The organism is Lysobacter avium (assembly GCF_015209745.1).
Classification (GTDB): domain Bacteria; phylum Pseudomonadota; class Gammaproteobacteria; order Xanthomonadales; family Xanthomonadaceae; genus Novilysobacter; species Novilysobacter avium.
Window position 1 is genome coordinate 2085122 of the sequence record NZ_CP063657.1, and the last position, 13254, is coordinate 2098375.

Below are 13254 nucleotides of genomic sequence, written 5' to 3' on the forward strand. Positions count from 1 at the left end.
AACTCCCCCGATGACCGACCCCCTCCCGACCCCGCTGCCATTGCAGGAGGGCGAAATGCTGGCCGCCATCGACCTGGGGTCCAACAGTTTCCACATGGTGGTGGCGCAGTACCTGCTCGGCCAGCTGCGGGTGGTGGATCGCCTGCGCGAGACCGTGCGCCTGGCGGACGGGCTGGATGCCCGCGGCGGCCTGTCGGCGGAGGCGCGCCAGCGTGCCTACGCCTGCCTCTCCCGGTTTGGCCAGCGCATCCGCGACATCCCCCCGCAACGGGTGCGCGCGATCGCCACCAATACCGTGCGCAAACTGGCGTCACCGCAGGCCTTCCTGATGCCGGCCGAAAGCGCGCTCGGCCATGCCATCGAAGTCGTCGCCGGCCGCGAGGAAGCGCGCCTGATCTATCTGGGCGTCGCCCACACCCAGCCGGCCAAACGCGGGCGCCTGCGGCTGGTGCTGGACATCGGCGGCGGATCGACCGAATGCATCATCGGCAGCGGCCTGGACACCATCGAGCGCGAGAGTGTCCAGCTGGGCTGCGTGGCGACCACCCGCAAATATTTCAGCGACGGCAAACTCAGCCGCAAACGCTGGAATGCCGCCCTGACCGATGTCGCCACTTCGTTCCAGCCCTTTGCCGCGCGCTACCGCGAGCTGGGCTGGGACGATGCCATCGGCACCTCGGGCACCAACAAGGCGATCGGCGATGTCTGCGCGGCGATGAAGCTGACCAAGGGTTCCGTCCTCGCCGACGCACTGCCACAGGTGCGCGACCAACTACTGCGCGCGCGCAGCATCGACACCATCGACCTGCCCAGCCTGCCCGAGGACCGGCGGCCGGTCATCGCCGGCGGGCTGCTGGTGCTGGAGGCGGCCTTCCACGCGCTGGCGCTTGAGCGCATGGCGGTGAGCAAGGCGGCGCTGCGCGAAGGCGTCCTCTACGACATGCTCGAGCGCGGCGGCGATGACGACCCCCGCGACAGTTCCGTGCTGGCGTTGATGAAGCGCTACGGGATCGACACGCTGCAGGCCGGTCGGGTGGAGGCAACCGCGCTGCGCCTGTTCGACCAGGTGGCCGGAGCGTGGCAGCTGGAGATCGATGACCGCCTGATGCTGAGCCGCGCGGCCCGGCTGCACGAACTCGGCCTGACCATCGCCCACAGCCAGTACCACGTGCACGGGGCCTACGTGGTCGAGCACACCGACATCGCGGGCTTCTCGCGCCAGCAGCAGCAATTCCTTGCCGCAGTGATCCGCAGCCAGCGGCGCAAGATTCCCAAACAGGTCTTCGAGGCGCTGCCGGACCGATTGCTGCCGGCAGCGCGGCACACCGCCGCGTTGCTGCGCCTGGCGGTGCTGATCCATCGCGCGCACGAGGCGGACCCGATCCCGCGGCTGGACGCCCAGGTCGACGGTGATCGACTCACGCTGACGCTCGACGAGCGCTGGGTCGATGCGCGCCCGCTGTTGAAGGCCGACCTTGACGACGAGCCGGCCAAGATCGCACCGCTGGGAATCAGCCTGCGGTTGCAGACGCGATAACGCCGGCGCCCCCCGCCTCGTGGCCGGACTCGGCCACCGGTTGCGTCAGCCCGCCGCGCAGGCCCTGCACCCGGGTCAGGATCGGCGGTGGCGAGACTTCCTCGGGGGTGAGGAAGATGCCCCAGCGACGCAGCCGTCTGCCCGCTTCGGGGTCTGCGGTGAGCGCCACCATCGGCATCGACAGCATCAGGCCCAGCAACACCGGCGCCATCCACAGCATCAGCGAGGGCGATACCGCGAAGCTCCACGCCGCTCCTACGACGCCGCATACGGTGACGCCGCCGTAGCGTTGCCACAGCTCGGCGCGGGTCAGCGTGCCGTCGTCGCGGCGCTGGCTTTCCCAGCCCGAGTCGCGGCCGGCGAGCACCTCGATCACTCCGCGCGACTGCACGTACATCGTGACTGGAGCCATAAGGGTCGTCAGTAGCGTCTCGGCCAGCACGCCGGCGGTCAGGCGCAGCGCGCCGCCACAGCTTCGGCGTGCCCACGGATCGGTCAGGGCAAGGATGAAGCCCAGCAACTTCGGCCCCAACAGCAGGGACATGGTGAGCATGAACACCCAGAAGAACCGCTCCATGCCCTTGGGCCCGGTCCAGTCAGCCGCCGAGCCGATGACCGGGAACACCAGCGAGTCCCACTGCAGGCCGGAGCTGGCCATCGTCATCACCAGCCCGATCAGCATCAGGGCTCCCCAAAGCGGCGCGGTGATGTAATGGCCGATGCCGGTCAGCAGGTGCCAACGGCTCACCCAGTGCAGGCCCTTGGCCGGAATCACGCCGCCGTGCTGCAGGTTGCCTTGGCACCATCGCCGGTCGCGCACCAGCATGTCCGTCAGCGACGGCGGGCCTTCCTCGTAACTGCCGCCCAGCGCGGGCACCAGGTGCACCTCCCAGCCGCCGCAGCGCAGCAGTGCGGCCTCGACGAAATCGTGGCTGAGGATGCTGCCGCCAAACGGTCGCGATCCCGGCAACTCCGGCAGGCCGGCGCAGGAGGCGAATGCCGCGGTGCGGATGATCGCGTTGTGGCCCCAGTAGTTGCCCTCGGTGCCGTGCCACCACGCGTTGCCGTGGGCCAGCACCGGACCGTACACGCGGCCGGCAAACTGCTGCATGCGGCCGAAGATCGTGCTGCCGTTCACCACCACCGGCAGGGTCTGGATGAGGCCGACTTCCGGGTGCCGCTCCATGGCCACCGCCAGGCGGTTGATGGCCTTGCCGGTCATCAGGCTGTCGGCATCCAGGATCAGCATCTGCGGGTAGGCCGCGCCGAAGCGACGCACCCATTCGGCGATGTTGCCGGCCTTGCGGTCGATGTTCTGCGGGCGATGCCGGTAGTACAGGCGCACCTGGCCGCCGAGCGCGTCACGCAGACTGTGGAAGGCGGCCAGCTCGCGCTGCTGCACCTCGGGCCGGGTGGTGTCGCTGAGCACGAAGAAGTCGTAGGCGTCTTCGCGGCGGGTCTTCAGCACGGATTCGCAGATCGACTGCAGACCGGCCATCAGCCGCTCGGGATCCTCGTTGTAGGTCGGCATCAGCAACGCGGTCCGGGTGGTCAACGCGGGCAGCGGACCGGCATCGATCACGCCCAGCCGGTCGCGCCGGCGGTAGCCGTTGACGATCAATGCAAAGCCGGCGAGCGCGCTCATGAAACCCTGCGCGACCCAGACGAACAACGCCGCGAACAACACCAGGCTGAGCCACTCCAGCGCGCTGTGACCGCCGCCGCGCATCGCCCACCACAGCTGGTAGGTGGCCAGCAGGGTCAGGCCGGCGGTTCCGCCAAGGACGATCAGGCGCCGCCAGACGATGTCCAGCGGCGACCCGGCCAGGCGCGCGGCGGCGGGCGCGGCGTCGTCGAACGACTGCACGGGCATTGCCAGCGCGGCCTCGGGCGGCAACATGGCCGCGTGCACCGAACGCAGCGGGCTTTCGCCAGACGCTTTGCGCGGCTTCGTATTCGGGTCAGTAGGGGAGTAAGCCTTGTTCATGCGGTCCATCGGTACAACCAGGTTTCAGAAAGGGGGGATCCATCCGCGCCCAGCAAGCGTGCGCGCAGCTCGATGACGGGCTCGCTCCCGGGATCGAGTTCGAAGGTGATGCGCCAGGTGCCAGCCACTGCGCCCGGCTGGGCGACGACGTTGGCAACGCGGCCTGCGCTGGCTTGGACTTCGGCGCGTGGCTCGGGCGCAGCGACAGCATCCTGAAGGCGGCCGCCGCCCAGATCGATGACGAACCGACGTGCGGCGGCGCCGGCAGCAGCTGTCGGCAGGCGCCCCGCAGGCACCACGGCACCCACCCGAGTGGCGTCGACCCGGGCCAACGGGGGGTTCCAGGGGTGCCGGTAGCACCAGTGCAGGCGGTAGTCAAAGCGATGCTCGCGGCCGGCTACCAGCGGTTTCCGAGGACGCCAGAAAGCGACGATGTTGTCTTGGTACTCGTCAGCGGTGGGGAGCTCGAACAGGTGCACGGCGCCTTCGCCCCAGTCGCCCTGCGGTTCCACCCATGCACTGGGGCGCAGGTCGTAGCGCGCTTCGCTGTCACCGTAGTCGTTGAATGCGCGCTTGCGCTGCATCAGGCCGAACCCGCGCGGTTGGCGGTCCAGGAACAGGCTCTCCTGCACCGAGGCGGGATTGCGCAGCGGTCGCCACAGCTGCTCGCCGGCACCGTTCAACAGGGCCAGGCCATCGGAGTCGTGCACCGCCGCCCGGTAGTCGTCAATCCCCACCCGGTCGCCCGCGTCGAACTGGAACATGCTGGTCAAGGGCGCAATGCCGGCCCGGGCCAGGTCCACCCGGGGGTAGAGCCGCATGCTGACCTCGAACACGGTGTCTGAGCCCGGATGGATCACGAAGGCGAAGGCGGCCGCAGCGCTTGGACTGTCCATCAAGGCGTGGAGGCGGATCTGCGCGGCACCCGGCGCCGGGCGTTCCAGCCAGAACGCCTTGAAGACCGGGAATTCCTCGCCGGCCGGATCGGCGGTGCCCAACGCCAGCCCGCGCGCGGACAGTCCGTAGCGTTGGCCGCGCCCGACCGCACGGAAATAGCTCGCGCCAAGGAACGCGCAGACCTCATCGAAGTAGTCGGGCCGGTTGATCGGCGCATGCAGTCGGAAACCGGCAAAGCCCAGATCGGCGTCGTCGGGTGGCTTCGCCGCCCCACCGAAGCTGAACAGGTCCGGGCTGTAGGCCACCGGCCGGGCGATGCCGGCGGCCACCTCGTTGATTTCCACGCGCTGTAAGTGGAGGAAGCCACGGTGGAAAAACTGGGCCTGGAACGGCCGACCCTCTCCACGCCACAGGGAATGCGACGGATCAAAGCGGATATCGCGGTACTCGTCGTAGGCGATGCCGCGCAGCGCGTCCGGCAAGTCACTGACGGGAGGCTGGAAAGCCCGCGCCGCCAACGCGCGTGCCAAGGCGGGCACGGTCTCAGGGCGGAAAACCGTGTCTGCCGCACCCGCGGCCTTCTGCACGCCCTGGTCCAGCAACAAGGACAGCCGCGAGGCTCGCAACGGGCTGGCCAGCGCGGCCAACGGCAGCGACAGACCCGCGATCAGCAGTTCACGACGATCCACACGGATACCGGAATAGGGAAAAGCGCCCAGCCTAGGCGCTCCCCCATTAATGTTCGGCAACACGACGTCGACGACCGGCCGGAGTCAGCCTGTCGCTGCGGGTTGCCGGGTACGGCTGTGAGCGCGGCCCGCCTCTATGCCAGAGGGAAGACCGCTTGCCGGGGACTAGTAACCGCGCTCCAGCGGCCGCGTCCATGCGGCCTGGCGCGCTGCCGGAAATCCCGCGTTGGCCGGGCCTGCCGGCGGCGGGAGGATCAACGCCTCATTGCGCATGTAGCCGCGCCGCTTCCAGAAGGCCTCGTTGCCGCGGCCGAACGGTGGTCGCCGCGGATCGTTGTCGTCCCGCTCGACCGACGCGAAAACGGTGCTCTCGAAACCGCCCAGCGAGCGTGCATGATTCTCGCGCTCGCTGAAGAAGCGGTGCGCCAGCTGCCTGCCGCGATAGGCCGGCAGCAAGACGGAGCCTGCGAGCAGGAACGCGGTGGTGGCATCACGCCCCGCAAGTTCGAACGCCTGGCGCATCGCGCCGTGGTCGTCCTCGAGCGGAAAGCCCAGAGCTGCACCGACTGTCTGGTCCCCGTCCATCCCCACAACGGCGATGCTGCGCCAAGACAGCGCACAAGGTTCAAGCCGCGCCCGCTCGGCGGAAACATCGCCATCGTGCAGGTCCGGCCACGCCTTCAGGACACGCGCGCGCAATCGTGCGATGTCGTCCAGCACCGTCGCCGTGGCCGAGCCGGTGAGGCAGTGCACCACAAGCTTGCGCTGGCTGGGGTGGCCATCGTGGCGGGAGCGGCTCTCCGTTAGAGGTGTCATGCCGGACATATGATCGTCCACGCGGGTGATGGCAACGCGGAGTGTAGGTCACGAGAAGCGTTTTTGCCTCGGCGTCGCATGCCCTCGAAACCTCACAACCCCGTCCCATCGGATATTCCCCCGCGTTCCGCTCTGCCAGCGCGATACCCTGTGCGGATGAACTATCGCCACGCTTTCCATGCCGGCAACCACGCCGATGTCCTCAAACACATCACCACGCTGGCCGTGTGCGATGCGCTGTTTGCAAAGCCCTCGCCGCTGTTTGCCCTGGATACCCACGGCGGGCGCGGCCTGTATGCGCTGGACAGCAACTCCGCCCAGCGCACCGGTGAAGCCGAGGCCGGCATTGGCCGGCTGATTGCCGAAGCCCCTCGGCATCCGGCGATCAGCCGCTATCTGGCCGCGGTCAAGGCCTGCCGCGCGCAGCATGGGCCGACCACTTACCCGGGCTCGCCATGGCTGCTCGCGCACGCGCTGCGCGAGGAAGACCGGATCGCGGTGTGCGAGCTGTTGCCCGAAGAAGCCGCGCAGCTGAAGACCAACTTCGCCGGCGATCCGCGCGTGGCCACCCACACACGCGACGGCTACGAGGCGATGAAGGCCCTGCTGCCGCCCCGCCTGGGCGAGCTGCGCTACAACCGCGGCCTGGTGCTGATCGACCCGCCTTACGAGGCGCAGCTGCAGGAGTTCGACACCATCATCGCCGCCGTGCGCGATGCGCTGGCCCGCTGGCCTACCGCCTGCTACGCGGTCTGGTATCCGATCAAGCTGCGGCGGTCGCTGAACCAGTTCTTCCGCCGCGCCGCGACGCTGCCGGTGAAATCATCGATGCTGGCCGAGCTCATGCTGCATCCGGACGACTCGCCGCTGCGGATGAACGGCAGCGGCATGCTCATCCTCAATCCGCCATGGCAGTTCGACACCACGATGCGCGAGGTGCTGCCGCTGTTGCAGATGGCGTTGGCCGGAAACGGGGGGGCGTGGCGGGTCGAGTGGCTGAAGCAGGCCGACTGAGCCCAGCCACTGGCCACCCGCGCTGGGCACCCGCGCTCACACGCCGGCGCGCACGTCCGGCTCAAAGAAGCTCCAGCGCACTTCCGGAAACGCCTCCTTCATGGCGTGCTCGATCGTGTTGATCTGATCGACCAGCAGCGGCACGTCCTTTTCCTCGCGCATGTGCGCCTGCACCGAAACCATCGCCTCGTTGCCCAGCTGCATGGTGATCAGGCTGATCACTCGGATGATTTCCGGTCGGCCGTCGAGGAACTGGCGGATCTGCCGCTGCCGGTCCGGGTCCACGCTCTGGCCGATCAGCATCGCCTTGATCTCGATCGCAACCAGGACAGCCACCACGATCAGCAGGGCGCCAATGCCCAGCGTGCCGATCGCATCCCACACCGGGTTGCCGGTGATAATCGTTGCCAGCACGGCAAGCAGGGCAAACGCCAGTCCGACCAGCGCGGCCAGGTCCTCGCCGAAGATCACCACCAGCTCGGCTTGACGGCTCTCCCGGAACCACCGCCAGAGGCTGCGATGGCCGCGCGACTTGTCCACCTCCTGCAGGCAGGTCCGCAGCGAAATGCCTTCGGCGATGAGCGCAAATATCAGCACCGCCACGGCCCACCACAGGCTGCTGCCGGGCTCTGTTTCGCCCGCGCGCAGTTTGTGCACGCCCTCGTAGAGCGAAAACATCCCGCCCACGGTGAACAGCATCACCGCGACCAGGAACGACCAGAAGTACACTTCGCGCCCGTGGCCCAGCGGATACTCCGGCGACGCCGGCTGGCGGGCCTGTTTCATCCCCAGGAGCAGCAACAGCTGGTTGCCGCAATCGGCCAGCGAGTGGATGGTCTCGGCCAGCATCGCGCTGGAGCCGGTGAAGAACGCCGCCGCGCCCTTGGCCACGGCAATGGCGAAGTTGGCAGACAGGGCGTACAGGATTGCGCGGGTCGAATCTCCACTTCCGGACATGGCGTCTTTCCGCTTGAAGGAGCGCGAGTCTAGCACCGGCAAATGTATGCGCAGCGTGCCTTTGCGCTCCTCACCGACGCTGCCGGGCCGGCAATCACTGGATGAATACGGCCTTTACATGCCGTGTGCCACCATCTGCGCATGAGTACCCGTGAACGACTCCCGCCGTGGCACGAACGCCAGCGCCTGCCCAACGGGCGTGAGCTGCTGATCCGCCCGATCCGTCCCGAGGATGCGGAGCCACTGCGTGCCGGCTTCTCGTTGTTGCAGCCCAACGAGATCCGCCAGCGGTTCCTGCACTCCATGAAGGAGCTCTCGCAGGAATCGGTGGAGCGCTTCACCCGGATCCAGCCCAAAACCGAGTTCGCCCTGGTGGCCGCCGAGCCGCTGCCGCCCGGTGAAGCGCTGGTCGGCGCCGTCGCGCGCATCTCGATCGACCCCAACGGGCGCGATGCGGAGTTCGCCATCCTTGTCAGCCACTTCATCGCCGGCATGGGGCTGGGGCGCTATCTGATGACGCGGCTGGTGAAATGGGCGCGCGGCAAACAGCTCGAGCGCGTCTATGGCGACGTGTTCGAGCACAACCTGCCGATGCTCTCGCTGGCCGATTCGCTGGGCTTCGTGCGCGAGTGGCAGCAGGACGGGCTTGTCCGGGTCACGCTGCAACTGAACCCGACGGACGACGCGGCCTGACCCCCGACCCCGGACGGCTTCTGGCGCCATCGGCTAAAATGGCCGGCTGATGCCTGCCTCCCCCTCCCCCACTCCGCCGCTGCCGAAAGCGGGCCATCTGCGTGCCTGGTGGCGCGCGCCGGCGTCGCTGTCGGGCCTCGCTTTCCACATTGCCCGCGCTGCGGCCACCCATCCGGGGCCGCTTCTGGCGATCGTGCGCGACAACCAGTCCGCGCAGCAGCTGGAGGCGGACCTGCATACCTTGCTGGGCTCCGGCGCGTCGGCGGGCGATCCCGAGCCGCCCGGAAGCGACGCTGCATCCCTGCCGGTGCTGCACTTCCCGGACTGGGAAACGCTGCCGTACGACCACTTCAGCCCGCACCCGGAAATCATCAGCCAGCGACTGGCCACGTTGAACCGCTTGCCGCGGTTGCAACGAGGGATTGTCGTCGTGCCGGTGCAGACGCTGTTGCAGCGACTGGCGCCGCTGCGCCATGTGGTCGGCGGCAGTTTCGATGTCACCGTCGGCCAGCGCCTCGACCTGGATGCCGAGCAGCGCCGGCTGCAGTCGGCCGGCTACCACAACGTGCCCCAGGTGCTCGACCCGGGTGACTTCGCCGTGCGCGGCGGCCTGCTGGACGTGTACCCGATGGGGGCCTCGCAGCCGTTCCGGGTGGAGCTGCTTGACGACCAGATCGACACCATCCGCGGCTTTGACCCGGAGACCCAGCGCTCCGAGGACAAGATCGATGCGGTCAAGCTCCTGCCCGGCCGCGAACTGCCGCTGGACGATGCATCCCTGAAGCGCGCGCTGGATGCACTGCGCGAGCGCTTTGACCTGGACACCCGCCGCAGCGGCCTGTACCAGGACCTCAAGGCCGGTACGGCGCCGTCGGGGATCGAGTACTACCTGCCCCTGTTCTTCGACCAGACCGCCACCCTGTTCGATTACCTGGACGAGGCGACCCTGCCGCTGCTCGGCGAAGGCGTCAACGAGGCCGCCGACGCGTTCTGGCGCCAGACCGGCGAGCGCTATGAGCAGCGCCGGCATGATCTGGAGCGACCGCTGCTGCCGCCGGACGCGCTCTACCTGTCGCCGGATGCGCTGCGCGAACGGCTCAACCAGGGCGCCCGCATCGAGGTCTGCGGCGAATCGCATCCGCAGGGTACGCGTGCCGAAGTGCTGGCCAGCCAGCCGGCGCCCGCGCTGCCGATCAGTGCGCGCGACCAGGTTCCCGCCGGCGAGCTGAAGTCGTTCCTCGGCCATTATCCGGGCCGGGTCCTGATCGCCGCCGATTCGGCCGGGCGCCGCGAGGCGCTGCTGGAGATCCTCCGCGCTGCCGAGCTGGAGCCGGAGGTGCTGCCGGATTTCCAGGCGTTCCTGGGCAGCAACCGGATTACCGCCAAGGCGCCGGCAGACAGTGCGGGCGACACCCGCTTCGCCATCGCCGTGGCTCCGCTGGAAGATGGTTTCGCTCTCACCGCGCCCGCGCTCGCGGTCCTGACCGAGCGCCAGTTGTTCCCCGAACGGGCGACCCAGCCGCGTCGTCCGCGTCGCGCGGGACGTGAGCCGGAGGCGATCGTCCGCGACCTGGGCGAGCTGTCCGAAGGCGCGCCGATCGTCCACGAGGACCACGGCGTGGGCCGCTACCGCGGGCTGGTCACGCTGGAGGCCGGCGGCGAGAAAAACGAATACCTGGAGATCGAGTACGCCAAGGGCGACCGGCTGTACGTGCCGGTCGGCCAGCTGCACCTGATCAACCGCTACTCGGGCGCGTCGGTGGAAACCGCGCCGCTGCACTCGCTGGGCGGGGAGCAATGGAGCAAGGCCAAGCGCAAGGCGCAGGAAAAGGTCCGCGATGTGGCCGCCGAGCTGCTGGAGATCCAGGCCCGGCGCCGGGCCCGCGCCGGACTGGCGATCGACCTGGACCGGGCGATGTACGAGCCGTTCGCGGCCGCGTTCCCGTTCGAGGAGACCCCCGACCAGCACGCCGCGATCGAGGCGGTGCTGCGCGACCTGCAATCCAGCCAGCCGATGGACCGGGTGGTCTGTGGCGACGTCGGCTTCGGCAAGACCGAGGTCGCCGTGCGCGCCGCGTTCGCGACCGCCGCGGCGGGCAAGCAGGTTGCGGTGCTGGTGCCGACCACGCTGCTGGCCGAGCAGCACTACCGCAACTTCAGCGACCGCTTCGCCGACTGGCCGTTGAAGGTGGAAGTGCTGTCGCGCTTCAAGACGCCCAAGCAGATCAAGGCCGAGCTGGAAAAGGCGGCGGAAGGCACGATCGATGTGATCGTGGGGACCCACCGGCTGCTGCAGAAGGATGTCCGCTTCAAGGACCTGGGACTGGTCATCGTGGACGAGGAACAGCGCTTCGGCGTGCGCCAGAAGGAGGCGCTGAAGGCCCTGCGCGCGAACGTGCACCTGCTGACCCTGACCGCCACGCCGATCCCGCGCACGCTCAACATGGCGATGGCCGGGCTGCGCGACCTGTCGATCATCGCCACCGCGCCGGCCCACCGGATGGCGGTGCAGACCTTCGTGGTGCCGTGGGACGACAGCCAGCTGCGCGAGGCATTCCAGCGCGAGATCTCCCGCGGCGGCCAGGCCTACTTCCTGCACAACGACGTGGAAAGCATCGGCCGCATGCAGCGCGAGCTGGAAGCGCTGGTGCCGGAGGCGCGCATCGGCATCGCCCACGGCCAGATGCCCGAGCGCGAGCTGGAGCGGGTGATGCTGGACTTCCAGAAGCAGCGCTTCAACGTGCTGTTGTGCTCGACCATCATCGAGTCGGGCATCGACATCCCCAACGCCAACACCATCATCATCAACCGCGCCGACAAGTTCGGCTTGGCGCAGCTGCACCAGCTGCGCGGGCGCGTCGGTCGCTCGCACCACCGCGCCTACGCCTATCTGGTGGTGCCGGACACGCGCTCGATCAGCGCCGATGCGAAGAAACGGCTGGACGCGATCGCGGCGATGGACGAACTGGGCGCCGGTTTCACCCTGGCCACCCACGACCTGGAGATCCGCGGCGCCGGTGAGCTGCTCGGCGAGGACCAGAGCGGGCAGATGGCCGAGGTCGGCTTCAGCCTCTACACGGAGCTGCTGGAGCGCGCCGTGCGCAGCATCCGCCAGGGCAAACTGCCCGACCTGGACGCCACTGAGGAGCGCGGCGCGGAGGTCGAGCTGCATGTTCCGGCGCTGATCCCGGAGGACTACCTGCCCGACGTGCACACCCGCCTGACGCTGTACAAGCGGATCTCCGGCGCGCGCGACGCGCATGATCTGCGCGAGCTGCAGGTGGAGATGATCGACCGCTTCGGCCTGCTGCCCGATCCGGCCAAACACCTGTTCGCCATCGCCGAACTGAAGCTGCAGGCCACCGAACTGGGCGTGCGCAAACTCGACATCGGTCCCACCAGCGGCCGGCTGCAGTTCGTCGAGAAGCCCAAGGTCGACCCGATGGCGGTGATCCGAATGATCCAGGGCCAGCCCAACCTGTACCGGATGGACGGCCCCGACAAGCTGCGCCTCAGCCTGGAACTGGCCGAGCCCGCCGCGCGCATTGCTGCCGCGCGCGCTCTGCTGATTGCCCTGGCACCAACGTGATCGGCGCGGCGCACTGTCGTCGCCTGGGCCTGGTCGCCGTACTGGCGTTGATGGGCGGCTGCGTTTCACCCGTTGAGCGGGAAATCGAAAGCGGTGGAACCTTCGTTCTCTCGCCCGGCGAGAGCGCACGCCTCGCCGATGGCACTCGGGTGCGCTATCACCAGGTAAGCAGCGACTCCCGCTGCCGTCCTCACGTGCAATGCGTGTGGGCCGGACGGGCGGAGATCCAGCTGCGGATTACTCCAGCGTCGCGCATTGATGGCGCCGAGTCGGCTACCGGTGAACTGCTGTTCTCCACCGACCTGGATGCGAGCGCGACCTACTCCGGTTGGCGCTACCGCCTGATAAGGCTGGGTTTTGAGGCACAGCCGGTGGCGACCCTGCAGGTCGAGCGGTCGAACTCGTCGTACTGATCGGGCTGCACGGCGCACTTTGCGTCAGGCTTGCCGCCGCAGTCGCATTGATGCACTGACCGAAGCAATTCCGCCGGCAATTGTCAATCCCCGCAACGTGCTTTAAGGTCGGTAAAGCCGTGCCCTGTGATGCATTGCACGGTGCGACGCGGAGCGTTTTCCGCAACCAGGGGGAATACCAATGAACAAGACGGCGTTTTTATTGCCGCTGCTGCTGGTCGCCGGCGGCGGCCATGCACAGCAGGCCAGTGGCTGCCCGCAGCTGGACGCAAGTACCGGTCTGACATGGGAGTACCGCGGCGGCGACGGCGCGGATTTCTGCCGCGCCCTGCGTGCCGACGGGTCCGAAGCGTTCGGCATGTACATCAGCAAGAAGCCCACCTTCTCGCCGCAGCGCAGCAACCGGGTGGAAAACGGCAGCATCGGCGGGCGCGATGTCCAGTGGTACCGGGCCGAACTGGCCGGGCAGCCGGGCATCGAGGCACGCGAGACGCTGCTCAAGCTCGATGATGGCCGAAGCGCGCACGTCTGGACCCAAGCGCCGTCGCAGGATCAGCTGCAGCAGGCTTTCGAGTTGACCCGCGACATCGACTTCTCGACCCGTCATACCGCAAAGGCGATCGCCGGCCAGTAACGGCCGACTGCGTTCACTTTACGTCTGC

Annotated in this window: 10 protein-coding genes; 6 read left to right on the top strand and 4 right to left on the bottom strand. The window is 68.3% G+C overall.

Going from position 1 to position 13254, the window contains the following annotated elements; all coding sequences use genetic code 11:
* Window positions 1–10 precede the first annotated feature (10 nt).
* Entirely contained in the window at window positions 11–1537 is a 1527-nt protein-coding gene (gene ppx, locus INQ42_RS09430) for an exopolyphosphatase (RefSeq protein ID WP_194034038.1), read from the top strand.
* Here ppx and mdoH read toward each other — a convergent pair.
* From mdoH to INQ42_RS09445, 3 genes are all read right to left on the bottom strand, one after another.
* Complete coding sequence (gene mdoH, locus INQ42_RS09435) at window positions 1512–3437, bottom strand: glucans biosynthesis glucosyltransferase MdoH (RefSeq protein ID WP_407070810.1); 1926 nt, start codon at window positions 3435–3437, stop codon at window positions 1512–1514. The two genes, ppx and mdoH, sit on opposite strands and share 26 nt — an antisense overlap.
* An 83-nt stretch (window positions 3438–3520) precedes the next feature.
* Window positions 3521–5110: a glucan biosynthesis protein gene (locus tag INQ42_RS09440; RefSeq protein ID WP_194034040.1), complete on the bottom strand. Its 1590-nt coding sequence runs from the start codon at window positions 5108–5110 to the stop codon at window positions 3521–3523.
* A 165-nt stretch (window positions 5111–5275) separates the two neighbouring features.
* Complete coding sequence (locus INQ42_RS09445; RefSeq protein ID WP_194034041.1) at window positions 5276–5926, bottom strand: GNAT family N-acetyltransferase; 651 nt, start codon at window positions 5924–5926, stop codon at window positions 5276–5278.
* A gap of 156 nt (window positions 5927–6082) precedes the next feature.
* Here INQ42_RS09445 and INQ42_RS09450 point away from each other — a divergent pair, with 156 nt between their 5' ends.
* Window positions 6083–6940 carry a 23S rRNA (adenine(2030)-N(6))-methyltransferase RlmJ gene (locus INQ42_RS09450; RefSeq protein ID WP_194034042.1) on the top strand — a complete coding sequence of 286 codons (858 nt, stop codon included), beginning with the start codon at window positions 6083–6085 and terminating at the stop codon, window positions 6938–6940.
* Window positions 6941–6976: 36 nt separating this feature from the next.
* Here INQ42_RS09450 and INQ42_RS09455 read toward each other — a convergent pair whose 3' ends face one another.
* Window positions 6977–7897, bottom strand: a complete 921-nt coding sequence (locus INQ42_RS09455; RefSeq protein WP_194034043.1) for a cation diffusion facilitator family transporter — start codon at window positions 7895–7897, stop codon at window positions 6977–6979.
* A gap of 141 nt (window positions 7898–8038) precedes the next feature.
* Here INQ42_RS09455 and INQ42_RS09460 point away from each other — a divergent pair, with 141 nt between their 5' ends.
* The 4 genes from INQ42_RS09460 to INQ42_RS09475 all read left to right on the top strand — a co-directional run bounded on the left by INQ42_RS09460 (window position 8039) and on the right by INQ42_RS09475 (window position 13226).
* Window positions 8039–8590: a GNAT family N-acetyltransferase gene (locus INQ42_RS09460; protein WP_194034044.1), complete on the top strand. Its 552-nt coding sequence runs from the start codon at window positions 8039–8041 to the stop codon at window positions 8588–8590.
* Between the two features lie 49 nt (window positions 8591–8639).
* Entirely contained in the window at window positions 8640–12179 is a 3540-nt protein-coding gene (gene mfd / locus INQ42_RS09465; protein WP_194034045.1) for a transcription-repair coupling factor, read from the top strand.
* A complete protein-coding gene (locus tag INQ42_RS09470; protein WP_194034046.1) occupies window positions 12176–12592 on the top strand; it encodes a hypothetical protein in 417 nt (138 codons plus the stop codon). Before mfd ends, INQ42_RS09470 begins: the two co-directional genes overlap by 4 nt.
* Before the next feature lie 181 nt (window positions 12593–12773).
* A complete protein-coding gene (locus INQ42_RS09475) occupies window positions 12774–13226 on the top strand; it encodes a hypothetical protein (RefSeq protein ID WP_194034047.1) in 453 nt (150 codons plus the stop codon).
* Window positions 13227–13254 lie beyond the last annotated feature (28 nt).